17 protein-coding genes and 1 riboswitch are annotated in these 25,624 nt (G+C 36.8%); of the genes, 8 read left to right on the forward strand and 9 right to left on the reverse strand.

Going from position 1 to position 25,624, the window contains the following annotated elements:
* Positions 1 to 6: 6 nt before the first annotated feature.
* Both pdsS and B6A32_RS18245 read left to right on the forward strand, forming a co-directional pair.
* Positions 7 to 2,256, forward strand: coding sequence for a proteobacterial dedicated sortase system histidine kinase (pdsS, locus tag B6A32_RS18240; RefSeq protein ID WP_085306353.1), 2,250 nt, complete (start codon positions 7 to 9; stop codon positions 2,254 to 2,256).
* 125 nt (positions 2,257 to 2,381) lie between these two features.
* Positions 2,382 to 2,882: a GNAT family N-acetyltransferase gene (locus B6A32_RS18245; protein WP_085306354.1), complete on the forward strand. Its 501-nt coding sequence runs from the start codon at positions 2,382 to 2,384 to the stop codon at positions 2,880 to 2,882.
* A 74-nt stretch (positions 2,883 to 2,956) separates the two neighbouring features.
* Here the strand turns inward: B6A32_RS18245 and queE are convergent, their stop codons facing one another.
* Positions 2,957 to 3,631 carry a 7-carboxy-7-deazaguanine synthase QueE gene (gene queE, locus B6A32_RS18250; protein WP_085306355.1) on the reverse strand — a complete coding sequence of 225 codons (675 nt, stop codon included), beginning with the start codon at positions 3,629 to 3,631 and terminating at the stop codon, positions 2,957 to 2,959.
* 70 nt (positions 3,632 to 3,701) lie between these two features.
* On the opposite strand from queE, the gene queC reads away from it, so the two are divergent.
* Positions 3,702 to 4,358 carry a 7-cyano-7-deazaguanine synthase QueC gene (queC, locus tag B6A32_RS18255; RefSeq protein WP_085306356.1) on the forward strand — a complete coding sequence of 219 codons (657 nt, stop codon included), beginning with the start codon at positions 3,702 to 3,704 and terminating at the stop codon, positions 4,356 to 4,358.
* 110 nt (positions 4,359 to 4,468) lie between these two features.
* Here queC and lysC read toward each other — a convergent pair whose 3' ends face one another.
* Positions 4,469 to 5,854: a lysine-sensitive aspartokinase 3 gene (lysC, locus tag B6A32_RS18260; RefSeq protein ID WP_085306357.1), complete on the reverse strand. Its 1,386-nt coding sequence runs from the start codon at positions 5,852 to 5,854 to the stop codon at positions 4,469 to 4,471.
* 246 nt (positions 5,855 to 6,100) lie between these two features.
* Positions 6,101 to 6,287: riboswitch (Lysine riboswitch) on the reverse strand.
* Between the two features lie 229 nt (positions 6,288 to 6,516).
* On the opposite strand from lysC, the gene B6A32_RS18265 reads away from it, so the two are divergent.
* Positions 6,517 to 7,272, forward strand: coding sequence for an ElyC/SanA/YdcF family protein (locus tag B6A32_RS18265; RefSeq protein ID WP_085306358.1), 756 nt, complete (start codon positions 6,517 to 6,519; stop codon positions 7,270 to 7,272).
* Positions 7,273 to 7,395: 123 nt separating this feature from the next.
* Here the strand turns inward: B6A32_RS18265 and B6A32_RS18270 are convergent, their stop codons facing one another.
* Both B6A32_RS18270 and B6A32_RS18275 read right to left on the reverse strand, forming a co-directional pair.
* Positions 7,396 to 8,154 carry a Nif3-like dinuclear metal center hexameric protein gene (locus B6A32_RS18270; RefSeq protein ID WP_085306359.1) on the reverse strand — a complete coding sequence of 253 codons (759 nt, stop codon included), beginning with the start codon at positions 8,152 to 8,154 and terminating at the stop codon, positions 7,396 to 7,398.
* A 61-nt stretch (positions 8,155 to 8,215) separates the two neighbouring features.
* Positions 8,216 to 8,974, reverse strand: a complete 759-nt coding sequence (locus tag B6A32_RS18275; RefSeq protein ID WP_085306360.1) for a class I SAM-dependent methyltransferase — start codon at positions 8,972 to 8,974, stop codon at positions 8,216 to 8,218.
* A 60-nt stretch (positions 8,975 to 9,034) separates the two neighbouring features.
* Here B6A32_RS18275 and gloB point away from each other — a divergent pair, with 60 nt between their 5' ends.
* Positions 9,035 to 9,844: a hydroxyacylglutathione hydrolase gene (gene gloB / locus B6A32_RS18280; protein ID WP_085306361.1), complete on the forward strand. Its 810-nt coding sequence runs from the start codon at positions 9,035 to 9,037 to the stop codon at positions 9,842 to 9,844.
* A 79-nt stretch (positions 9,845 to 9,923) separates the two neighbouring features.
* Entirely contained in the window at positions 9,924 to 11,576 is a 1,653-nt protein-coding gene (locus tag B6A32_RS18285; RefSeq protein WP_085306362.1) for a lytic transglycosylase, read from the forward strand.
* Between the two features lie 89 nt (positions 11,577 to 11,665).
* On the opposite strand, the gene B6A32_RS18290 is transcribed toward B6A32_RS18285, so the two are convergent.
* Positions 11,666 to 12,871: a C15 family peptidase gene (locus B6A32_RS18290; protein ID WP_233131471.1), complete on the reverse strand. Its 1,206-nt coding sequence runs from the start codon at positions 12,869 to 12,871 to the stop codon at positions 11,666 to 11,668.
* Positions 12,872 to 13,202: 331 nt separating this feature from the next.
* Between B6A32_RS18290 and asnB the strand changes: the two genes are divergently transcribed.
* Together asnB and B6A32_RS18300 are read left to right on the forward strand one after the other, a co-directional pair.
* Entirely contained in the window at positions 13,203 to 14,867 is a 1,665-nt protein-coding gene (gene asnB / locus B6A32_RS18295) for an asparagine synthase B (protein WP_085306363.1), read from the forward strand.
* Between the two features lie 173 nt (positions 14,868 to 15,040).
* Positions 15,041 to 15,796 carry a hypothetical protein gene (locus tag B6A32_RS18300; RefSeq protein ID WP_085306364.1) on the forward strand — a complete coding sequence of 252 codons (756 nt, stop codon included), beginning with the start codon at positions 15,041 to 15,043 and terminating at the stop codon, positions 15,794 to 15,796.
* Positions 15,797 to 16,020: 224 nt separating this feature from the next.
* On the opposite strand, the gene pyrD is transcribed toward B6A32_RS18300, so the two are convergent.
* The 4 genes from pyrD to B6A32_RS18320 form a co-directional block, all read right to left on the reverse strand.
* Complete coding sequence (gene pyrD, locus B6A32_RS18305) at positions 16,021 to 17,034, reverse strand: quinone-dependent dihydroorotate dehydrogenase (protein WP_085306365.1); 1,014 nt, start codon at positions 17,032 to 17,034, stop codon at positions 16,021 to 16,023.
* Between the two features lie 99 nt (positions 17,035 to 17,133).
* On the reverse strand, positions 17,134 to 21,975 hold the full coding sequence (locus B6A32_RS18310) for an NAD-glutamate dehydrogenase (RefSeq protein ID WP_085306366.1): 4,842 nt from the start codon (positions 21,973 to 21,975) through the stop codon (positions 17,134 to 17,136).
* A 260-nt stretch (positions 21,976 to 22,235) separates the two neighbouring features.
* Positions 22,236 to 24,554, reverse strand: coding sequence for an efflux RND transporter permease subunit (locus B6A32_RS18315; protein ID WP_085306367.1), 2,319 nt, complete (start codon positions 24,552 to 24,554; stop codon positions 22,236 to 22,238).
* A gap of 5 nt (positions 24,555 to 24,559) precedes the next feature.
* Positions 24,560 to 25,564, reverse strand: coding sequence for a WD40/YVTN/BNR-like repeat-containing protein (locus tag B6A32_RS18320; RefSeq protein WP_233131472.1), 1,005 nt, complete (start codon positions 25,562 to 25,564; stop codon positions 24,560 to 24,562).
* Positions 25,565 to 25,624: the final 60 nt, after the last annotated feature.

Raw genomic sequence — 25,624 nt, forward strand, 5'->3', positions numbered from 1 at the left:
GCAAATATGGCAATGAAGTGGCGTTTTGGTCTAAGAAGTAAGCTGTTATTATTATCGAGCTTTTTATTTACCATTCCTTGGTTTGGCTATCAGTATGTTTGGGAAATGGAAAAATACCTTAGATATGGTCAAGAACAAACCATTATTGGTACAGCAAGAGCATTGGCAACCGCCATGCATGAGCGGGCAAACTTATTTAATAACCAAGCAAGCTTTTTACCCAGTGTTGAAAAAGGTAAAGATCTATACAGCTATGGTTTGTCTGCGCCCATTCAACTTGATGGTTTAAACCAAGATTGGCCCGATTTTGCTAACAAGGCGCATTTTTATCAACAAAACAATCAGCTTTACAGCCAACTTACACCTGAGCAATTATCCATAAACTTTACTGCCGCCGTAGGCACTTACGGCAAATATTTATATTTATACTTTGCGGTAATCGACGACAAGGTTATTTACCGCAACAGCAATGCCCGCAGTATTATCAATAATGACCATTTAGAACTCGCGTTTATTAATCCACAAGGAATATTTAGCCGCTTTATTATCAGCAATAAAACAACGGGCTGGATAGACGCTTACCGTATAACAGATGTTGAAAATAATATTCCTGTTCCCGCTAAACAAATTCAAGGCCATTGGCGTGATACTCCTCAGGGTTATAATGTTGAAGTACGGGTGCCATTGACTGAATTTAACGATAACATAGCCTTTGCCGTGCACGATGTAGATAGTCCGTTAGGTATTGTTGAAGCCTCGTTAGGATCAGCCGATCCAAGCTCTGCTGATACACTAGGCACTATCCTAGTGCCCTCGCCTGAAATTGAGCGCATTGTAAAAGGTATGAGTTACACTAATTCAAGTATTTGGGTTGTCGACCAACATCATCGCGTATTAGCCACAACGGGCAATATTAAGCAGGCTAATGGCGTATGGAATAAACGCGTAAATCTTGACAATAAGCGTGATAAAAACGCAGATATTAATGTTATATACTCGGCGTGGTTAAGCTTTGAACACAACATTCTAAAACCGCTATATGAAAAAATATTAACCCAGCCACCCCGTAACTTTATTGACCAACTTTACGACTCAGAAAACCTTACCGGTAAACATATAGAAAGTGCTTTATCAGGTGAGCCTATGTCACAATGGCGTTTAACTACCGACCAACAAGCGGTAGTATTATCAGCCGCTTATCCTATTTTTATTGACGAAATCGTAAAAGGCGCGGTAATTGTTGAAGAAACCACCAATGGTATTCGTACTTTAAGAAACCAAGCATTAGAAAAACTGTTCAGCTCAATACTGGCTATTATGTTATTGGGCGCGTTAGCTTTTTTCTTATTTGCTACACGTATTTCAAACCGCATAAGAACGTTGAGTAATCAAGCAGAAATGGCCATAGACGAGCATGGGCGTATTAGCGGTAATGTTGATACGTCAACCACGAATGACGAAATTGGCGATCTTTCACGAAGTTTCTCAACCGCCGTTAATCGCCTTGGGCAATATAATCATTATTTAGAAAATATGTCGTCGCGATTATCGCATGAACTTCGCACACCCATTGCGGTAGTGCGTACATCGTTAGAAACGTTAGCCATTCAACAACAAACAAAAAACACACAAAAACTAACTAATGAAAGCGTTGATGAAATCGTAAACAATAGCGAGGACAAAGCCGAACATAAAAACCCTTACCTAGTGCGCGCACAACATGGGATTGAACGACTCAGCTTAATTTTAACCAATATGAATGAAGCAACACGTATTGAACAAATGTTGCAAAATACCGAAAAAAACGTCTTCGATTTAGCACAAGTGTATAACGGCTGTATGCATGGCTATCGTTTGATCTATCCAAAAGTTAATTTCTTATCAAATGAAATGACAATAGAGAGACTAAAAGTATCAGGCTCACCAGAACATATTGCCCAGCTTTTAGATAAAGTTATCGCCAATGCCGTAGAATTTTCAAGTGATGAGAATGTTGAGGTCAGTGTTAAAGAATCAAGCCAGCAGGTAATATTAACCATAAGCAATAATGGTGAATTATTACCCGAGCAAATGAGTGAACAGTTGTTCGACTCTATGGTATCTATTAGAACAAAACACAATAATGACCAACCACACTTGGGTTTAGGGTTATACATAGCGCGCTTAATTTGCCAATTTCATAACGGCAGTATAACTGCGGTGAATAAACCAAATCGACAAGGCGTTGACGTAATAATAAAGTTACCATTGATTTAACTAAACATACTTAAATCAAAAGTTTAATGAATTAGGTATACCTACAAATTATTGAGATGGTTGGGTGTACTAAAAAATCTATGCAATGAGTAAAGTCAGAGAAAAAGATCAGAGGAGTGCTTAATATGATAACAAAACTTGAAAATTATAATGAGGCTATTGCTAATAAAATTCATGCGGTTTTTCAACGTTCTTACAAGGTTGAAGCTCAGCTTATCGATGTAGATGATTTCCCTCCTTTATCACGCAGTACTACAAACATTGTTAATTCAACAACTGAATTTTACGGCTTTATAGACAATAACTGCCTTGCAGCCATTATTGAAATAGAAATACTCGAAAAGCAATTAGATATTCATAGCTTAACTGTTGATCCAAAGTATTTTAGGAAAGGTATCGCAGACAAATTGATAAGTTATGTTCTTAACAAATTTGATATTACCACTGCCATAGTTGAAACCGCTGTTGTAAATCAACCTGCCATTAATTTATACGAGAAACATGGCTTTCGAGAATATCGAAAGTGGACGCCATCTCATGGTATTGAAAAGCTAGCGATGTCTGTGAAATTGGTTCAAAGAAAAACTAATCTTTGTAAAATTAGTTGCACTCTACAGCCGATTTAATTTGGCAGCCGACTAGACTGCCCCGCTATAGTTAGGCACAACTTCATTAGAAAAAACTCACGTTAATAGTGACTCTACTCAATGCCAATATATTTATGCACTTGCACAGATAAGCGCCAGTTGTTTTCAATACACGTGGCAATAGCAAGTTCAGTTGCCCGTTGCTTTTGGCTAATAGGCTGTAAGTATATTTGTTTGTCTTCAACTTTATGTTCAGCTAATAACGCTTTTAAATCGTCTATGTGTTGTTCGGTGCCTACTGGATGCTTAATTTCGTTAGCGCGTTGCATGGCACTAGCTAAAATTTTATAACCTCCACGCATATTTACTTTCGGTGAAACGGTTACCCAGCACTGCTCTGATACGTTTATTTCAAAAGTACCTGACGTTTCAACTTGGCAGCTATAATCTTGGGCTTCAAAATACAGACACAACTCGGTTAAATCTATCATGCAGGGTTCGCCACCAGTGATCACTATATGTTTAGCTTTATAGCCCTGTTGATTGAATATTTCGGCTATATTATCAAGTGATAAATTTGACCATTGTTCGGTCTCTTCTGACTTATTTAAAAGTGTTTCACTTGAAATTTCTAACTCAGGATGAATCTCCCAAGTATGCTTGGTATCGCACCAAGAACAGCCTACAGGACAGCCCTGTAAACGAAGAAAAATTGACGGTTGGCCGGTAAAAGAGCCCTCGCCTTGTAAAGTTTCAAACAATTCATTTATTTTATAACGTGTGGTCATTACTTTAATGCTTAGATAATTTCGAGTAGAATGCGCAAGTTTTATATTATACCTCAAGAGAACTACAAATATGAGTAATAAAGTCGTAGTAATTTTTTCAGGCGGCATGGATTCATTCACGGTACTTAACCGCGCTTTAAAAGATGGTAAAGAAGTGTATGCTTTAACCTTTGATTATGGTCAAAAGCACGTAAAAGAAATTGCTTGTGCTAGCAAGGTTTGCCAACAATTAGGTGTTGCTCATAAAGTTATCGATATTTCTGCAATAAATCAGTTATTAGCTGGTTCATCGTTAACTGATGATATTGAAATACCTGAAGGCCATTACGAAGCAGAAAGCATGAAATCTACCGTGGTGCCAAATCGTAATATGATTTTATTGTCATTAGCAGTAGGTTATGCAGTTTCGGTAAAAGCTTCACAAGTATATTACGGCGCACATTCTGGCGACCATGCAATTTATCCTGATTGTCGCCCAGAATTTGTCATGAAAATGAATGACGTTTGTAAAATAGCAAACTACGAAGCTGTAGAAATTTTTAGTCCATACTTAACTAATAATAAGTCTGATATTTTAACTGATGGCTTAAAAATGGGCTTAAGTTATGAAAACACATGGACATGTTATAATGGCCGCGAGAAAGCTTGTGGCAAATGTGGTGCTTGCCAAGAACGCTTAGAAGCATTTGCTGATAATAATGTTACTGATCCTTTGGCTTATGAATAGCCTTAAAAGCAGCTAATTTTTCACAATAAAGAAAGTAAAAAGGGACAGTGTAATGTCCCTTTCTTATTTTTAATAAATGACGTTTATTGTACTAACGCTAATGACAATATTTAGCTTGTAAATAACGTATTATGTAAACGTTCTACAACTTGATTAGCATCAGCTTCGGGCACCAAGAAACAAAGGTTATGATTACTTGCACCATGACAAATCATACGTATGTTAAAGTCATTTACTTTATCAAAAATGCTACTTCCAACACCTTTAGTGCCATGAATTTTATTACCGATCACTGCAATTAAACTCAAACCATGCTCAACGCTGACTTCACAAAGCTGTTCTAGCTCTTCAACTACCGCTTTAGTTAATAAAGCCTGTGTTGAACCATGTGGGTTATCAAAGGTAAGCGCTACACTTATTTCACTGGTTGTGATCAAATCGACACTTAATTGATGCTTTGCTAATACAGTAAACACTTTTGCTAAAAAACCACTCGCATGTAGCATTTGTGGGCTCTTTACCGTTACAAGTGTTTGTTCTCGGCGCAATGCGATTGAGCGATAAGTAGGATTAGAGTTTACTTCACGCTGTATTCTTGTGCCGCCAGAGTCGGGCTCTTTACTTGAACCAACAAATACTGGGATATCTTGGCGCATGGCAGGAATAAGCGTTGCAGGATGAAGTATTTTAGCGCCAAAGGTTGCCATTTCTGCGGCTTCACCAAAACTTATTTCATTAATTGAGCGCGCTTGATCAGTAATGCGAGGATCAGTAGTGAAAATTCCTACTACATCAGTCCATATACTTAAATTGTTGGCTTGTAGTGCTTCCGCTAATAGGGCTGCACTGTAGTCTGAGCCTCCACGGCCAAGTGTGGTGGTATTGTTGTCTTGGTCGCTGCCAATAAAGCCTTGTGTAACAATAACTTTATCATTCAGCAATGGTAATAATAACTGTTGAGCATTACTGGCTAACTGATTTAAATCAACTTGAGCTTTACCAAACAAACTGTCGGTTTTCATCACTTGGCGAACATCAAAATAGTGACCATTGACACCAACAGATTGTAAAACTTGCGCAAAAATACGTGAACTGAATTGCTCACCAAAAGCTAGAATTTCATCACTATTTTTCATCGTGTGATTCGCAGCTTGTTGATCCGTAAATACACGTAACGACTCTAGTAAGGTAACTATTTCGCTATTAATCGCTTCAAAATTGGTAAAATGTTGTGTAATGGCATATTGAATATCAGCGATATTACTTAAAATTTGTTCACGCTCATTGCTTGGCACATCAGCTTGGCTCAAACGCACTAAATGATTTGTCACTCCTGCACTTGCTGAAACCACGACTACACGATTAGCCGTATTATTTTTAATAATGTCAGCACAACGTAACATGGCTTCAAAGTCAGCAACACTCGTACCGCCAAATTTTGCCACGGTAATATTAGTTGGTGTAATGATATTGGTTTGGTTTTGATTAGCAGACATGTAAGTTCTCCTGATAAGTGATTTCAAGAACTTCAAAACTAATATTGTGTGATAAATTTTCGATTGAGCTTACATCCGTTATTAACGGCAAAGAATAACAGTTTAACATAAAATATCTTCCTAAGAGCCTATTTACTGTAAGGTATTTTGTAAAGTGCAGTAAATATTCAAGGCTAATAACTAACAGGAAGAGCATGACTGAGCGTAGAGCGAATAACAATTAAAAGCTTAATTGAACGGTACTTTTCAGCCAGAAGCTCTCCACCCTTTACTAAAAAATTAATTTTAGCGGTGACAGCCCTAAGGATTCAGCCCTAGCGACCGAATGCGATATCTCCCAGTATCAACATTCTCGGCAATTGTCCCCCTTGGTAACAGTCAAAGGATGGGATCCTCTTGTTACTTACCTGGCAATTGCGCCTCTTCTGGTGTGAAAATTAGAATAAAAAGCTATTGGCAATAAAATTAAACTACGCAATAAGCTGATGTAAAATATATTTTAATTTTCAACGCGGGTATTTAACCTTATCTAAAATTAAATATCAACAGACTTTTAGACGTCTAAACAAAATAATTTCCTATAAAAATAGCTACTGCTAATCAGTGACAGACTTGTTATGCTTCAATAGCTTGAAATAATTAAACTATTTGGAATTTTAGATATGGATTTATTCTTACTTAAAAAAATTATTAGCCTGATGATAATGCCATTGAGTATTACAATAATTTTGCTACTTTTCGCCGTTATATTTTATCGCATCAAGCCAAAGCTTAGTTTTGTCGCCCTGCTTAGCGGTAGCTCATTATTGCTGTTATCTACTCTTCCACCTATTTCAGATACGTTAATGGCGCCGTTAGAAAATAACTACCCTGCATTTACTCGTAGTGTTAAGCCGGTTGACTATATTGTTATTTTAGGTGGCGCGCATACTACAGTTGCTGGCTTACCAGCGACTAGCCAATTAAATTCCAGTTCACTTGCAAGATTAGTTGAAGCTTTACGTATTTATAATATGCACCCTGAAGCACAAATTATTACCTCTGGATTCTCAGGTGGTGATGTTAGTTCAAATGCTGAAAAAGTTAAACAAGCTGCAGTGTCATTAGGTGTGCCTGCTCATAGAATTATTACTGAAAACTTTCCACAAGATACCCAAGAAGAAGCACAACTAATTTCGCCGCGAGTAATTAATAGCAATGTAGTGTTAGTAACCAGTGCCAACCATATGCCACGGGCAATGGCCTATTTCGAAAAATATGGCGTATATGCAATTCCAGCACCCGTTAGCCCTTGGGTTAAGCATAACGAGCATAGGCCATGGCAGTATTATTTTCCAAGTGGGAAAAAGTTACAACAAACAAGTGTGGCTTGGTATGAGGTCTTAGGACGAGTAGTACAATGGTTTAAAAGTTTATAAAAAAATACAGAGATAAGTAAGGCATTTCATGCATACTGAAATGCCAAATTATCATATTTAAACTTCAAATTTCATAAAGTAATATTAAACAAAATCACCTAATTTTTTATGAGTGCTGTTAGTTTAAGCAGGATTATCAATATCAATAAATTTGGCATTTATTGGTAGTTGCTGATTAAAATGCTCAGCTAATGCTTTTGCCCCATAACGTTCGGTTGCATGATGGCCAGCACAATAAAAATGTATATCCATTTCACGTGCAACGTGTGTAGTTTGCTCAGAAACTTCACCTGAGATAAAAGCGTCTATGCCTTGTTCAGCAGCTAATTCAATATACCCTTGACCACCACCACTACACCAAGCAACAGTTTTTATTGCTTTATTTGAAGGTGGTGCGATATGCATGCAATTGCGGTTGAGAGTATCATTTATTCTTTGTTCAAGCGCTTGTGGGCTTAGTTCGTCAATAAAATCACCGCGAACTGCGACACTGAGTGGGTTGCCTTGCTCTAATGGCGAGACATTATTAATAGAAAATAACTTAGCCAATTGTGCGTTATTGCCTAAAGTAGGATGAATATCTAAAGGTAAATGGTAAGCAAATAAATTAATATCATTTTCCAGTAACGCCTTGATACGCTTATGCTTCATACCGCGTATAACATAACTTTCGTTTTTCCAAAAAAAACCATGATGTACCACTAAAGCATCGGCTTTTTCCAAAATGGCTTGATCAATTAATGCTTGAGTAGCGGTTACACCTGTGATCACGTTATTGATCTGTTCTGTTCCTTGAATTTGTAAACCATTAGGACAAAAATCTTTAATTTGTTCAGGCTTTAACAAGGTGTTTAAATAGTTTTCAAATTCATCGCGTTGCATGGATATTGTTGACCTTAATTTACTGGTTATGTATGGATGTTGACACAAAACGTATCACGACTTATTTAATTTGCTGATTGTTTTTTCTTGATGAATTCATTGTAGGCACTTTTACCGGTTCAAAACGAGGTCTAATTTGCCATTTGGCTTTAATAGGCGTTAAAGGTAGCACTCTTTTTTTTGCCACAATGACATAAACTGAGCCTAAACTTGGAAAATACCGTGATGCTATATTATGCCAATGGTTACTGATAACACCTTGAGTAACTTGCCTTGCCAATGTCGAGTGTAAAAAACGTTTAACCAATTGAATTTCAAACCCCATTAAATGCAGCCAATCTTTAACTCGCATGGGAGAAAATAATCTTTCATTCCAAGGCGTTTTATTGCGTCTATAAGGTATAAATTGGTTCAAACCCGCAAGACTAAATGGATTAAAGCCAGTAATAACAAGATAACCATTCGGAATTAATACCCTATTAGCTTCGCGTACAACGTGGTGAGGATCTAACGAAAACTCTAAAGCATGTGCTAACACACAAACATCAACACTATGTTCAAGTAACGGTAAATCATCAATGTCACCAACAAGGTTACACTTTTGAGCTTGCTCACTTAAGGTTAATTGATGTTTAATTGGGCTTTGAGAACTATCAATCTCTCCACTTAATGCACCAATTTTAAGCAAATGATAACCAAAAAACTTAGGCCACCATGGCGCTAATGTTTGATTAATATTAGCCACAATAAGCTCACCATTAGGCAAATTTTGCCAAGATGTAGGATAGTCAGGTTGCCTAAACGCTAATGCTGGTTTCATTATGTTAAACAATTAAAAAAATCAGTATAATCATTACGTCAGTATACTCAGGAGCCACAGATGCAGCAAACACAAAGCACGTCAAAAATGAAAGTTTCAATGATCAAAGCCTTTTCAGACAATTATATTTGGGCTGTTTCGTCGCTTGAAAGTAAACATATCGCGCTGGTAGACCCTGGCGATGCCCAAGTGTGTATCGATTTTATTGAGCAACAACAATTACAGTTATCAACTATTTTGATCACACACCATCATGCTGACCATGTTGGTGGTATTAACAAGCTCGTTGAATATTGTAAAGCTAAGCAATGGCCATTAACTATTTATGGCCCTGAGAGTGAAAACATTCCTCATTGTGATGTTGCTTTAAACGAGAGTCATACCGTTAAATTAAGCGATTTAGATTTAGAATTTAAAGTGATTGATCTTCCAGGCCATACCAGTGGACATATTGCCTATTTGTCAGAAGATAATCTATTTTGTGGTGACACCCTGTTTTCAGGAGGTTGTGGTAGGTTGTTCGAAGGTACACCAGAACAAATGCTGTCATCGCTAGAGAAATTAAGTGCCCTTCCTGAGCGCACACATGTTTATTGTGCTCATGAATATACTCAAGCGAATCTTAACTTTGCATTAACCGTTGAGCCTTGTAATACCGAGCTGGTGCATTATTACAACCAGGTACTACAAAAACGTGAGCATGGTATTGCAACAATCCCAACATCCATTATGCTTGAAAAGAAAATAAACCCTTTTTTACGCAGTCATGAAGCAAGTTTAATGACCAGTGCTAGCGAATATAGCGAAAGTGCTGTTCAAGATAAATTACAAACATTTACGATTATTCGTGGCTGGAAAGACAACTTCTAAGCTATTTTAATTGTACAAATCTTGAATAACAGCCCTAAATAAGTAACACTGGCGCCAAGTAAACCCAAATAGATATTTCATGAAGTATATAAGCCTATCTGTAGCAACCGTTCTTTTATTGTCCGGTTGCCAATCAATATTAAATCAAAACCAATCTGATCAACACAATACTAATGTAGAAGCGGATGCGCTAATTGACGTAGCCTCAGTAGCTGAGATTAATCAAGCGCTATTAGTTGATGAAGCGATTGATGTAATTCACCCTGTTGCCGATGGCAATGTTGACCTAGGTAATGAAGATAAAGAAAATTATTTTTCTGATGATGTATGGCAGAGAATACGGAGCAACCTTAATCTTACTATTCCTAAAAATTCACGTGTTGCGAGTCAAAGAGATTGGTTTGTTAAGCACCCAACTTATTTAACTCGTGTAGCAAAACGCGCCGAGCCTTTTTTGTTCTACATTGTTGAAGAGTTAGAAGCTAACAACATGCCAATCGAAATAGCCTTATTACCTATAGTTGAGAGTGCATTCGATCCTTTTGCATACTCACATGGTAGAGCTTCGGGTATGTGGCAATTTGTACCCGGTACTGGTAAACGATTCGGCATGAAACAAAACTGGTGGTATGACGGTCGCCGTGACGTGGTTGCATCAACTCAAGGTGCAATTAAGTACTTGAAATACTTAAATGAATTTTTTGATGGCGATTGGATGCTTGCTTTAGCTGCTTATAACTCTGGAGAAGGTCGAGTTAGGCGAGCAGTAAGAAAAAATCAAAAGAAAAATCTTCCTACTGACTTTTGGTCATTAGACTTACCTAAAGAAACTCGTGCCTATGTGCCTAAGCTGCTTGCGCTAGCCGACATTGTTAAGCGCAGCGATGAGTTAAAAATCAAATTACACGAGATTGAAAATAGCTCAGTGCTTTCACATGTCAATATTGGTTCACAACTCGATTTAGCCAAAGCGGCGCAATTAGCTGAGTTATCGCTAACTGAATTGCAAAGACTTAACCCTGGATTTAATCGCTGGGCTACTGATCCTGATGGTCCACACTATTTACTTTTACCTAGCCATAAAGTAGCAGTTTTTGAAGAAGGCTTAGCAAAGTTAAGCAAAAAAGAACGATTAGCTTGGCAACGCTATAAAATTAAAAACGGTGACAGTTTAGGCAAAATAGCACAAAAATTTAATACTGAGATAGACTTAATCAGACAAGTTAATAACGTTAAAGGTAACCAAATTAGAGCCGGTAAATTCTTATTAATACCTGTAGCTACCGCTTCGTTAGACAGTTACTTGCTTTCACAAAACCAACGTTTAGCTAAAACACAAAATAAAGTTTTAGCTGGTGAGAAGCGTATACATATTGTGAAATCGGGCGACACTCTTTGGGATTTAAGCCGTGCTTATAATGTTTCAACTCGAAGCATTGCGAAATGGAACGCTATGGCCCCTAGAGACACAATTAAACCAGGGCAAAAACTCGTTATTTGGCAAAAAGCGGCGGTTAAAGAAATTTCATCAAACCAGTTAACCCCGAGTGAAAAAGCGATCATGCGTAACATTCAATATCGTGTGCGCAAGGGAGACTCATTTGCACGGATCGCTGACAAATTTAATGTTAAAATTATCGACATTGAACGTTGGAATAACCTTAACCGCAAAAAATATTTACAACCGGGCCAAATGCTAAAACTATCAGTAGATGTAACCAATAACATCTAACTGTTTAACATATAGAGCTAAGTTGAAATAAAAAACGCTACCTGAGGTAGCGTTTTTTATATCTGCTTAAGTCAAGTTCAAGTCAATAGCTATAAAGATGCTACTCCCTGGGTAATAATATTTTTCGTTTGATTAACAATATCTACTAATGCCTCTTTATCAAAAGCCTTAATTCTAGGGGTATGTATGTGTCCAACAGGTAATGTTAAATTAAACTGATCTCGAAGTAATATACTGCGGTACGAAATTTCATTTGAAAGGTATCCGCCGCCCGAGCCGCTTACCGATGTTTGCTTGTTAAGCGCTACTAATGATTGACCATTAAAACTGCCCTGCGTTAGCGTTGATACTTTACGGTTGTCGTTGATTTTATATTTACCCTCACCATTTAACATTGTCGTTATAGGTAAACTAAACTCAACAAACTCAGGCCCGTTTAATGCTTTATCTTTATACAATGGAACTAAAGGATTTTCTTGGCTAGCACCTGTTAAAACATTAAGGTTGTCTGGAGCTTTCGCACTGCGACGTAATGCAGGATAGCGCTCTAAATCAAAATTCTCGCGCCCCATACTAACGGTTAACACCATATCAACGGACTTGTTTGCAATGTAAGGTTTAAGTAGCTCTTCTATCATGCCTTGATCAAAGTCTGCAAAACGTACAGGGATCATAAGGACTTCTATTTCTGCCGTTTGCCCTTCTATACTCACCACAATATCATCTAAAGATAGCGCTACAACGCCTGAAGGGTTACTTTGGTCAATATGTCTATCAAGAAAAAACGGATCGAAACCGGTCAATAATATTTTTTTATCTGCTTTTTTATCAAACTTAATATCCGTATTACCACGTGAAATTAATTCAAATGACCATAACAATTTGTCTTGTTGACTCTCAAATAATCCAGCAAAGGTTTTAGCCGAGCGAAGTGCTTTGCTCATTTGTAATCGTGCCCAATATAGAGGACGGTCATCAACATCATTTAACTGATTAAATGATGTTTTGGCATCAAGCCATAGACCAGCGCCATGTCGAATAACTAATTGCGTTAAAGCTGTGTAATTATTCGCTTTATTCACCTGCTGAGTAAACTCGTCAACGCGCTCACTTAATCTTAGGGCGACTTCAGGCACTGATTTAATTGCCTTATCAATACGTAACTCTTCAACAGTTAATTCAACATTGTTCGCTATTTTATTACTTACTGCTGCACTGCTTACACTAGAGGCTAAACTTAGCGACATAGCGATAACCAAAGTGTTTAGTTTTATTGTTTTTAATGTACTTAACATTGATAACCTTATTGGGATTAAATTTCGAATCAAAAAATGAATTTATCGATTATTTTCATCAACATATTAAGGTATCTATTTTTTTAACACTAGCGTTTATTATATCGAATACAGATGTTCTTTTTCTTTTTTATTACTTTAGAGTAAAAATTCTATTGATTTATTATGAAATGGTGTCAAAGTGTAGCTACAGCAATTTGCTGAGCAATAATTTCTCTGCCAACATATTTATGTGTACTTTGAAGTTAAACAGCGACATACGCTTCAGTAAATTTACTTGCGTATTCATCACACAATTTGTCATTAATTAATATAAAGGGGTAGCACTTCAATGTGTTCGATTTTTTGTATATTAGATATTAAAACAGGTGCAGACGCACTTCGTCCTAAAGCTTTAGAATATTCTCGTTTACTTCGTCATCGTGGTCCAGATTGGTCTGGCATTTACAACAATGATAACGCTATTTTAGTACATGAACGTTTATCAATTGTTGATACTGAGCACGGCGCACAACCATTATATAACACTGATAAAACTTTAGTTTTAGCGGTTAATGGTGAAATTTACAACCATAAAACATTAGCTAGCCAACATACACCTGACTACCCTTTCCAAACGGCGTCTGATTGCGAAATTATTATTCCAATGTTCGAAAAATTTGGTAGTGATTTTGTTGATAAACTTCAAGGTATGTTTGCTTTTTGCCTTTACAACGAAGTTGACAATAGTTATCTAATTGCCCGCGATCATATGGGTATTATTCCACTTTATACGGGTTATGATGCTGAAGGTAACTTCTACGTTGCTTCAGAAATGAAAGCATTAATGCCAATTTGTAAAACTGTTGAAGAATTCCCTCCTGGTCATGTTTTAGATAGTCGTGTAGGCAAATTGGTCAAATATTACCAACGTAACTGGCAAAAATATTCTGCTATTAAAGATAACAATACTAGCAAAGAAAAAATTCGTGAAGCACTTGAAGAGTCAGTTAAAAGTCATTTAATGACAGATGTACCTTATGGCGTATTACTTTCAGGTGGCTTAGATTCTTCGTTAATTTCTGCCATCACACAAAAGTTTGCCGCTAGACGTATTGAAGAAAACGACCTTTCAGAGGCTTGGTGGCCAAAAGTACATTCTTTTGCTTGTGGTTTAGCTGGCTCTCCAGACTTAGTCGCCGCAAAAACTGTAGCAGATAGCATTGGTACTATACATCACAGCGTTATTTTTACAGAGCAAGAAGGTATAGATGCGCTTAAAGAAGTGATTTACCACTTAGAAACGTATGATGTAACCACTATTCGTGCCTCTACACCTATGTATTTAATGGCGAGAAAAATTAAAGCTATGGGTATTAAAATGGTACTTTCGGGCGAAGGTGCTGATGAAATTTTTGGCGGTTATTTATATTTCCATAAAGCACCAAACGCTGAAGAATTTCATAACGAGCTATTACGTAAACTTGATAAATTACACATGTATGATTGTTTGCGTGCTAACAAGTCTATGTCAGCGTGGGGTATTGAAGCACGTGTACCGTTTTTAGATAAAAACTTTATGGATGTTGCTATGCGCATTAATCCTGAAGATAAAATGTGCGGCAGTGGTAAAATGGAAAAAGCTATTTTACGCTCTTCTTTTGAAGGTTATTTACCTAAAGAGATTTTGTGGCGTCAAAAAGAACAATTTTCTGATGGCGTAGGTTACTCTTGGATTGATGGCTTAAAACAACATGTTGAAGCACAAGTTAGCGATCAACAATTAGCAAGTGCTGAATTTAAGTTCCCTGTTAATACACCAGATACTAAAGAAGCTTATTACTACCGATGTATCTTTGAAGAACACTTTCCGCTTGCATCTGCTGCTGATTGTGTACCAGGTGGTAAATCAGTTGCTTGTAGTACACCAGAAGCATTAGCATGGGATGAAAGTTTTGCTAATATGGCCGATCCATCTGGTCGAGCTGTTCAAAGCGTACATAACGACAGCTATTAGTATCATCTCGTGTAATTAGCATTACATTTAATTGCATAAAAAGCCGACTTATTAGTCGGTTTTTTTGTACAAAATTTAAGAATTATTATAAAGTTACTCTCAACTGTTAAAATATCATTCATATAAAGTTAAAACTTAATTAATATGATAACCACTGCTAGTAGGATGTTCTTTTGTCAAAACGTGTAGAGCCTGAATTACCCACAATCACCATAGATCAAGATCAAGTTAAAGTTGCTCGTGAACCTGCAATAAAATCACAGAAAGTCCACGAGTCAAAGCACACGGTTAAAACAAAAAAACCTTCATCTATGATAAAAGCGCTTTTATTGCTAATGCCTTATGTTGCGCTAGGTGCAACTGCTTGGTATTTTTATCAACAACAAATAAATGTTACTCGTTCATTAGAATCAAGTTCGCAACGAATACAACAGTTAGAAAACCAGCTCTCAGCCACAGGCGAAGAAATGGGTGAATCAACAATAGCGTTAAAAGTTAAATTAGAAGCTATTGGTGAAAAAACTGAATTACTACTTTCTGAAATGGATAAACTGTGGGCTTCTGCTTGGCGAAAAAATCAAAAAGAGATCAAAGAGCTGAACTCTACAAGTATAAAAATAGTACAGCAGCAAGATAAAACCATAGAAGCAATGAGCCTTCAAAGTAATACAATAAACGAATTAAAAGATAAAATTACCGCGACTGAGTTTTCGGTTAATTCTGTGTCTGAACAAATAATGGCATTAAACAGTGTAAAAACTGAAATTAAGAGCTTGTCTTCTGCATTAAGTACACTAGATGCAAACGCTAAAAGTCGTGATAAACAACAAATGTTCACGGCTACTACAGTAAATGAGTTTGATACCAGCTTACAATTACTTTTAGAGCGTATGGAGCGATTAGAAGCTATTTTAGTAAGTAAGTCTTAATTATCTCGTTTCATAAAAAATATTTTCAGTACGAAAACAAAAGAAGGCCATCAACAATAATATTGTTGATGGCCTTTTAAATTTTTAAACAGATAATGCTTTATTTGCAGTTTTTATATTGAGAAACTATAGCCAGTTAACTTATATTGTGTACTAATTTTTCAAGCGTAAAAGTGAACAGCTAATTAAGCAATTAAAGTTGGCAAAACAAGTTAGCATTACTCTTACTTAAAACTTTTTACAATATCTTTAATTAGCTCAGGTCCCTGATAAATAAACCCCGTATATACTTGAACAAGCTTTGCACCAGCAGCTATTTTCTCTTGAGCGTCTGCTGCTGAAGCAATACCACCAACGCCAATAATGGGTAATTTGTTGTCTAATGCTTTTGCAAGTAGCTGGATAACTTCTGTGCTCTTGTCTTTTACCGGTGCACCACTTAACCCGCCCTGCTCATTACCGTAAGGTAAATGTGCCACTTTGTCGCGCGCTAAAGTAGTATTTGTCGCGATTACGCCATCAATATTATTAGCAATTAAACATTGTGCAATAGAGTCGACTTCATCAGCATTTAAATCAGGCGCAATTTTTACCGCAACAGGAACATATTTACCAAATTTCTCAGCAAGCGCTGTTTGTTCCGCTTTTAATGCAGATAATAACTCATTTAAAGCATCACCATATTGTAATGAACGCAAGCCCGGAGTGTTAGGTGAAGAAATATTTACCGTGATGTAGGTAGCAAAGTCATAAACTTTACGCATACAATGAATGTAATCATCTTTGGCATTTTCATCTGGCGTATCTTTATTTTTACCAATATTAATACCTAAAATACCACTGTATTTAGCTTTAATAACTTGATCAACAAGGTAATCAACACCTTTATTGTTAAAGCCCATTCGATTGATAATAGCGTTAGCTTCAGGCAATCTGAAAATACGTGGTTTTTCATTACCAGGTTGCGGACGTGGTGTAACTGTTCCAACTTCTACAAAGCCAAAACCTAAAGCCTCAAAAGCTTTAATACATTCGCCATTTTTATCTAAACCTGCCGCTAAACCAACTGGATTAGGAAATTTAATGCCCATAACTTCGACAGGCCTATTGGGTAAAGTTTGCTTGTAAAGTTTATTAAGTGGCGAAGCACCTGTAGCTTTAAAGCCTTTAATCGTTAATTCGTGAATTGCTTCTGGGTCGAATTTAAAAAACACTTTACGAATAGCTGAGTAAAACATAATACCTCTTTAAATAAATATAATAATGCCTGTACAAAAACTGGCATGAAATAAACTTGATAACAAAAAAATCCCCGCTCTTGGCGGGGATCTTAACACTTATTTCACTGGGTCGCAGTGTAAACTTAACAACATCAATTCTCGTAATGCAACCGAGAATTTAGCAAACTCGTGGGTTTTACCAATTCTAAAGTCTGCCAAAATATGCTGCCAACGCTCTAAAGGTTGAGCGCTTTCTACAAGCCATTGCTCAATCATAGTATCTACGTCTGTTGCTGTTTTATTACCGCGTAATATAACAGAGGTTAACGAGCGTTGTTGCCAATCTAGCTCTTCTCTAAACGATGCTCTAGCCAATGCTTGCCAATGGTTAGAAACAGGTTGAGAAGTTATTTGGTCTAGGAACCAATGTAAATCTAATTTTGCACCAAGTTTAAAGTAAAGGTCTGTTACTAATTCAGTTGATACTTCATCAGATTTTGAAATTTCAGCAATATCCATTACTGAGAACAAGGTACTTAATAAAGAAATTCTCAAAGCAATAGACTCAGGCACACCAGCTTTAACTAAGTCAGTTTCAACACGTTTAATTTGCGTTGCTTCCTTTTCAATCATGAAATTTGCAATGTTGCTCGAAAGCTCAACAAAAGTTTTATGATAAAAAGCAATTGATTCTGCAATATTAAGTGATTTGTTACGATGACGTAAGAACCAACGTGTTGCTCGGCGTACCGTTCTACGTAATTGAAATAGCATTTCAGTTTGTATGGCTGTAGAGATCTTATTATCTAAATCACTGATTTGCTTCCAAACATCAGAAAGCTCAAATACAGCACTTGCCATGGTATAACAGTTTGCAATCTCTGATGTGCTAGCGCCAGTTTCTTCCTTCATACGATGGACGAAGTTAAAGCCCATATCGTTGCCAATATTATTCGCTAGTTGTGTCGCGATAATTTCAGCTCGTAACGGATGCCCTTGCATTTGCGCGCTGTAGCTTGCTTGTAACTGTTTAGGGAAAGCTTCAATGAGTAAACTTTGATGATATTCGTTGTCGGTAATTTCAGGACAAACAAGCTCTTCTTTAAGTACCATTTTACTATAAGCAAGCAGTACTGATAACTCTGGACGAGTTAACCCTTTACCTAGTGCTAAACGCTCAGCAATTTCCTCATCACTTGGAATAAACTCAAGCGCTCTATCAAGCTTACCTGAACGGTCTAGTTCACTAATAAATTGTGCTTGTTCTTTTAATTGACCACCACCACGAAGTTCAGTGATCGACAATGAATGAGTTTGACGATAACAGTCATCAATAACAATATCGCCAACTTCATCGGTCATATCGTATAAAATTTTATTTCGTTGTTTAATGGTTAAATCACCATTTTGCACTAAACCGTTTAATAAAATTTTGATGTTAACTTCATTATCTGAACAATCTACACCACCAGCGTTATCAACGGCATCAGTGTTAATTCGACCACCTTTAGCACCAAATTCAATACGGCCAAGTTGAGTAAAACCTAAATTACCCCCCTCACCCACAATTTTAGCATTGAGTTCTGAACCATTAATACGTAAGGCATCGTTAGCTCTATCGCCAACTTCTAGGTGAGACTCTTTAGAGCCTTTAACATAAGTACCAATACCGCCATTCCATAACAGATCTACCTGCATTTTTAATATGGCTTGCATTAACTCAAGTGGCGACATATTTTGCTTTTGTGTACCAAGCATTTTTTTAATTTGAGGAGTTAACTTAATTGATTTAGATTGGCGGCTAAATATAGCACCACCTTCAGAAATCAAGTCTTTATTGTAATCATCCCAAGTACATCCTGGTAAATTAAATAAACGCTCACGCTCAACATATGAACTAGCCGCATCTGGGGTTGGATCAATAAATATATGCATATGGTTGAACGCTGCTTGTAAGCGTATATGCTTTGATAACAACATACCATTACCAAAAACATCACCTGCCATATCACCAATGGCAATACAGGTAAAATCAGTTGTTTGACAATCGATATCCATTTCACGAAAGTGACGTTTTACTGACTCCCATGCACCTTTAGCCGTAATACCCATGGCTTTATGATCGTAACCTACGCTACCACCTGAGGCAAAAGCATCACCCATCCAGAAATTGTATTCATCAGAAATAGCATTAGCTACATCAGAAAAAGTTGCTGTACCTTTATCTGCTGCAACAACTAGATATGGGTCGTCCTCATCTAAACGTACAACATTAACTGGCGGGACAATTTCACCATCAACAATATTGTCTGTTATATCTAATAAACCACGAATGAAAGTACGGTAACATTCTTTACCGGCTTCAAATACTGCGTTTCTGTCGCCGTCTGGAAGTTGTTTACAAACAAAACCACCTTTTGCACCAACAGGCACAATAACTGTATTTTTAACTTGTTGCGCTTTAACTAAACCTAAAACTTCAGTGCGGAAGTCTTCACGACGATCAGACCAACGTAAACCACCACGAGCAACTTTACCACCACGTAAATGAACACCCTCTACTTGCGGAGAATATACAAAAATTTCAAACGCAGGAATTGGTAATGGCACATCCGAAATTTGTGAAGGGACAATTTTAAATGAAATATAAGATTTTTCACCCGTTACAGCATGCGGTTGGAAATAGTTTGTACGTATAGTCGCATTAACCATTTCAACAAAACGACGAATAATACGATCATCATCCAAACTGGCTACACTGTCTAACGAAGACTCAAGGCTTGTATGGACTTTTTCGATCGCTTTTTCATTTAACTTTTTGTTCGGTGTAAAGCGTAATTTAAATAGTTTAATTAATAACTTAGCAATGCTTGGGTATCGAGCAAAAGTGTCTTCAATATAACTTTGGCTAAATGTTCCACCAATTTGACGCTCGTATTTAGCATAAGCACGAATAATTGATACTTCACGCCCACCTAATTCAGCACCTAGTATTAAGCGGTTAAAACCGTCATCTTCTAGTTCGCGAGACCATACTTTAGCGAAAGCATCTTGGAATAAACTTTGTACGACTTCTAAATTGAACTTTCCTTTGCCTGTTAACAGCATAGAGAAATCTAAAATCCAATATACTTCACCGTTATCGGCTTTGACTGCATAAGGGCTTTCACCGATTACGCGTAAGCCAAAGTTTTCTAACATAGGCAATACATCTGACAAATGCAGAGGCTCACCTGAGTGGAAAAGTTTTAATTTAACAAAGCGGCTATTGGCATCTTCTTCTTGAGGTTGATAAAACAACATTTCAAGTTGATTTTCAGACGTTAACGCTTCGAATTTTTCAATATCTACGATTGCGGTACCTGGCAATACTTCATCTTTGTAGGCTTGTGGAAAGCTAATGTATTTTCGGCTTAAAGCTTTACCTTTAGCTTCACCTTTATGCGAGTTTAAGGCGTCTGCTAAGTTATCATCCCAGCTGCGAGCTGCATGATTTAAATTCTTTTCAATTTCTTTCACATTAATGTCTGCTTTTGTCGATTTAACTCTAACGATATAGTGAGTACGAGCTTGTGCTGACTCTGAAAAGTAAGTAGTAAATTCTACTTCTTCATCACTGCCTAACGCTTCTTGCAATAGCTTTTGGGTGTTAATACGCAACGCCGTGTTGTAACGTTCGCGCGGGACATAAACCATACAAGAATAAAAGCGATTAAAAGCATCACGACGCATGAACAAACCAGAATAGTCACGTTCTTGCATTTGGAAAATACCCAGAACGTTTTTCAGCAATTCATCAGGTGAACTTTGTAAAATTTCATCACGCGGGTAAGTCTCAAGAATATTAATCAAGGCTTTATAAGCGTGAGTGCCTTCAGCAAAACCAGAGTTTTGACACACGCCAGCAACTTTTGACTTAATCAATGGCAAATCTAGAGCACTGTTTGTGTAATATGCTGAACCAAACAAACCTACAAAACGTTCTTCACCTAATACATTACCTTTATCATCAAAACGTTTAATACCTATATAATCAAGATGAGCAGGACGATGAACACGCGACTTTGAATTAGTTTTAGTTAAAATAAGTAAGTTTTTACCTAGCGCTATTTCACGAGCAGCTCCACTTAAAGCGGAGATAAGTCGTGTTTTACTGCCGTCGTATTGGTTCATTAAACCTAAGCTAGATTTTACGTCTGCTTCAAGGGCTAAATCACCTTCTACAGCTTTGATATCGTATGCTCTATAACCTAATAAAGTGAAGTTATCCGCTAAAATCCAATCTAAAAAGCTGATGCTGTCTTCCTGTTCTTCTTTTGAACAAGGTAATTTAGATTTTTTAACTTCATCAATTACAGCACTTAAGCGTGCTTTCATCGGTTTCCAGTCGTTAACTGTAACCGAAATATCGCTAACAACAGAGTGTAATTCTTTAGCAATATTCGTTAATACTTTTGCATCATTTTGACGATCAATCTCAATAAAAAATACGGTTTCAACTGAGGTTGATTTGAATGACTGGTCAACAGAAGAAGAAAGTTGAGTAATACTTTTACTTTTATCGCGAATGATTTTTATTGGCGAATTCAACATTAAGTGCGGTGTTAGATTTAATCGACTTAATGCTATTCGTACAGAATCAACTAAAAATGGCATATCTTTAACGATAATTTCGATAATTGTATGACTAGATTTCCAACCGTTTTTAGATACCTGCGGATTGAAGACTTTAATCACAGGTTTATCATCTTGGTGGTCATTTAAAGTATTCCAAAGGCTTAGTGTGGCACCATACATGTCACTATCATTTCTATGATCTAAATCTAAGGTTGAAATATTTCTATAAAGCAGCTCTGCAAACTGTTTAACAAGAGGAGCAGTTGCTGATGGAACTTTTTTTTCAATTAACTGTGCTACGTTCGAAAGTATCACTGAAGGTAAACCGTCTACTAACGCCATGCCTTTTTCCTTTTTGGATAAAACGCTTGAAATAATTATTGTATTTTAGTCTATATAGAATAATAGACTATAAACTTGATCTTATTAATAAACTCAGGCGATTGCGAGCACTATTTTAGATGCATTACTTTAAAAACAGTCTAATTATGTAACAAGTATGAAAACATTCAATTGTTTATTCATAAGTTATAAATAGAAAATGGCCTTTCGGCCATTTTCTTGTTTATTTATGCATAATTATATTATCAATTAATTACAATTTATTTTCGCTCAGGCCACAGAAATGCTGCAATAGCTGGTAGTACCAGCACAGCGGCAATCATGTTCACCAAAAACATGAAAGTTAACAGTATTCCCATATCAACTTGGAATTTTAAATCTGAGAAAAACCACGTTGAAACACCAATAGCTAAAGTAACACCGGTAATTAATACAGCACTGCCTCGCTCTTTTAAAGCGTCAAAATATGCACTTTGTACTGTTGCACCATTTCGCAGTTTTACGCTCATAGTTGAAAGGATATAAATACCGTAGTCAACACCAATACCAACACCTAATGCAATAACAGGTAATGTAGATACTGTTAAACCAATATCTAATGCAGTCATTAACCATTGGGCCAACGTTGATACAACATAAAGTGGCACAACAACAGCTATGGTAGCTCTTAAACTTCTAAAGCTTAATAAACATAAAATGATTACCGCGCCATAAACATAAAGCATCATAGGGATTTGAGCAGCTTCTACAGCCTCATTAGTAGCTGCCATAACACCAACTGGACCAGAAGCAAGTTTAAAGACTAAGTCATCTTTACCTAGATCTTTAGAGACTACTTTAACTGCATCAACGACACGAGTAATTGTTTCTGCTTTATGATCTTCTAAAAATAGAATTACCGGCATTGCACTACAATTACTATTAAGTAGACCACTAGACGATGGTACTCGTGCTATAGACTGAACTAAGGTTTGTTGATTACGTGATAATACTCGCCACTTTGGGTTACCTTCGTTATAACCTGAGTTTACGATTTTGGCTATTGAAGCTAAACTTACCGCTGATTGAACACCTTCGACATTTTCCATGCGCCACTGAAATTGATCAATAATATTCATTTGATCATAGTAAGTACAAGCATCGGCAGTCGTTTCCACAATAATCGACATGTAATCGACACTAATGGCATATTTATCGGTAATTAAAAAGGTGTCTTGGTTATAGCGTGACTCTTCATGTAGCGAAGGTGCACCAGCATGCAACTCACCTATTTTCATATTCTGAGCATTAATATAACCCACAATATAAAGCACAGCGGTAAAGGCTAGAATAAATATTGCAACTTTACGCGTAGCAAAAGTCGACATTAAATGCCAAATACCGTCAGTGCCTGAATTAACTTTTTCGTTGGTTGTAGCTTTTTTTGCAGGTATTTTCATATAAGAAACTAGCAACGGTAACAACACTAAGTTAGTTAATATGATCATGGCAACACCTAAAGAAGCGGTAATTGCTAATTCACGAATAATACCTATATCGATTGACAATAAAGTCATAAAGCCAACAGTATCAGAGAGTAATGCAATACCACCAGGCACTAGCAAGACTCTAAAACTTGCTTGGGCCGCTTCTTTGCTACTTTTACCATTGTTAACCATTTTGGAAATGGAGTTAATCATTTGAACGCCATGACTAACACCTATAGCAAAAACTAAGAAAGGTACTAGAATCGACATTGGGTCTAAACCAAAGCCTAAGGTTGATAGCATACCTAACTGCCAAACCACCGCAATTAATGAACAAGCAATAGGTAAAATAGTAAGTGAAATCGAACGACAAAACCAAAATACCATTAAGGTTGTAATAGCTATGGCAATAGCAAAAAATAGCACAACACCTTTTGCGCCTTTAGCTACATCACCCACCATTTTAGTAAAGCCGATAATGTGCACAGAAATATTGTCTTTTTCGAACTCACCACGAATTTCATTTTCGAGTTGCGCAGCAAGAACAATACTATCTAACTTTTCACCTGTATTTGGGTCAATTTCCATTAACGAAGTTTTGACCATAGAACAGCTGTAATCATCTGAAACTATACTGCCAACAATGCCCGCTTTTTCAATATTGCCTTTAACAATGGCTAAACCGGCTTCGTCTGGTTGAAAATTTGCAGGAATAACAGGACCGCCCGCAAATCCATCTTCAACAATTTCTACAAAGCGAGTACTAGGTGAAAATAATGACTTAACCTGAATTCGATCAACACCAGGTATGAAAAATAATTTATCGTGGACACCTTTTAAAGCGGTAAAAAAATCAGGGTTGAAGATATCGTCACTTGTATCACAAACTGAAATTAATACGTTATTTGCACCACCAAAGTTTTCTCGATGCTCGAGATAGGTTTTCATATAACTGTGGTTTAGAGGAATGTGTTTAGTAAAAGCGGCATCAAGCTTAATTTGAGATGCTTGAAACAACAAGAAAATACTGGTTAAGATAAAAAATATCAAAACAGCTAAACGACGGCGAAAGAGTGTAGCTTCTACTACATTGAAAAAAGAATTAAGTTTCATGACAATTACTTCATTACGTTAATGGTTTTTATGCCAACATCTGAGACGGCAATAATTTTATTTTTATACCAAACTCCAGCAATCAGAGGTTTCCCATCTTTTTGGAGATGCTTTGTAAAAGTAGAGCCGTCATCACGACTTTCTAATAATACGCCGTTATTACCTAGGACAAATATACGTTCATCATCGGTTAGTACAATAGCACTTAATAGTGCTGTAACATGGCTATCGCTTTCTTGCCAAGGTGTACCGTTACGTAAACTACGAAATATATGGCCACGTAAGCCGACAACAACTAAGTTGCCTTGTTGGGTACGGTTTATATCATAAAATGAACCTGGATATATTTCGTCAAACTTTTGCCAATTTATGCCAAAGTCATTACTTTTTGCAATTAAGCCTATTTCGCCTACTAAGTATAAAGTACGACCATCAGCAACCACTCGATTAAAGTGAGGAAGAATACTACTTTGTTCATCTAGGTAAGCTTTCTCGTCTTGTAACTTTAGTTCAGCTAAATATTCTTGATCTTCTGGGAAAAGAAATTCATTGTGATATTCAATAGTCCAATGTTCACCAGCGTCAACTGTGCGATAAAATAGGCCGTAAGCACCAATAGCTATACCGTTATTTTCATCGGTAAATAGCACATCTAATAACGGCTTTTGAACATGGGGTAAATGTTGCTGTAATTGCCAGGTTAAACCGCCATCTTTAGTCGCTAAAATAGTAGCGTCATGACCAACAGCCCAACCTCTATTTTCATCGAAAAAATAAACAGCAGTTAATGTAGCTTGCACGGGGACTTTAGCTTGCTGCCATACCTCACCATCATGAGAAAGCAAAATATGACCACGTTCGCCAACAGCGACTAATGTAGACTGGTTTACAATTGTAATATCAAGTAAAAGAGATTTGCTCGCTAAAGGAGCAACAATCGCGTCTTGCGGTTGCGCATTGATAATTGGGATAGTAAGAAAACTGAGTAAAAGAATGAGAAGACGCATCATTAACTATATTAGCTCCATTCATTTAGACTAAGATTTATGTCTAAGGTTGAAATATTATAA

It is taken from the genome of Colwellia polaris, assembly GCF_002104515.1.
In the GTDB taxonomy this organism is placed as follows: domain Bacteria; phylum Pseudomonadota; class Gammaproteobacteria; order Enterobacterales; family Alteromonadaceae; genus Cognaticolwellia; species Cognaticolwellia polaris.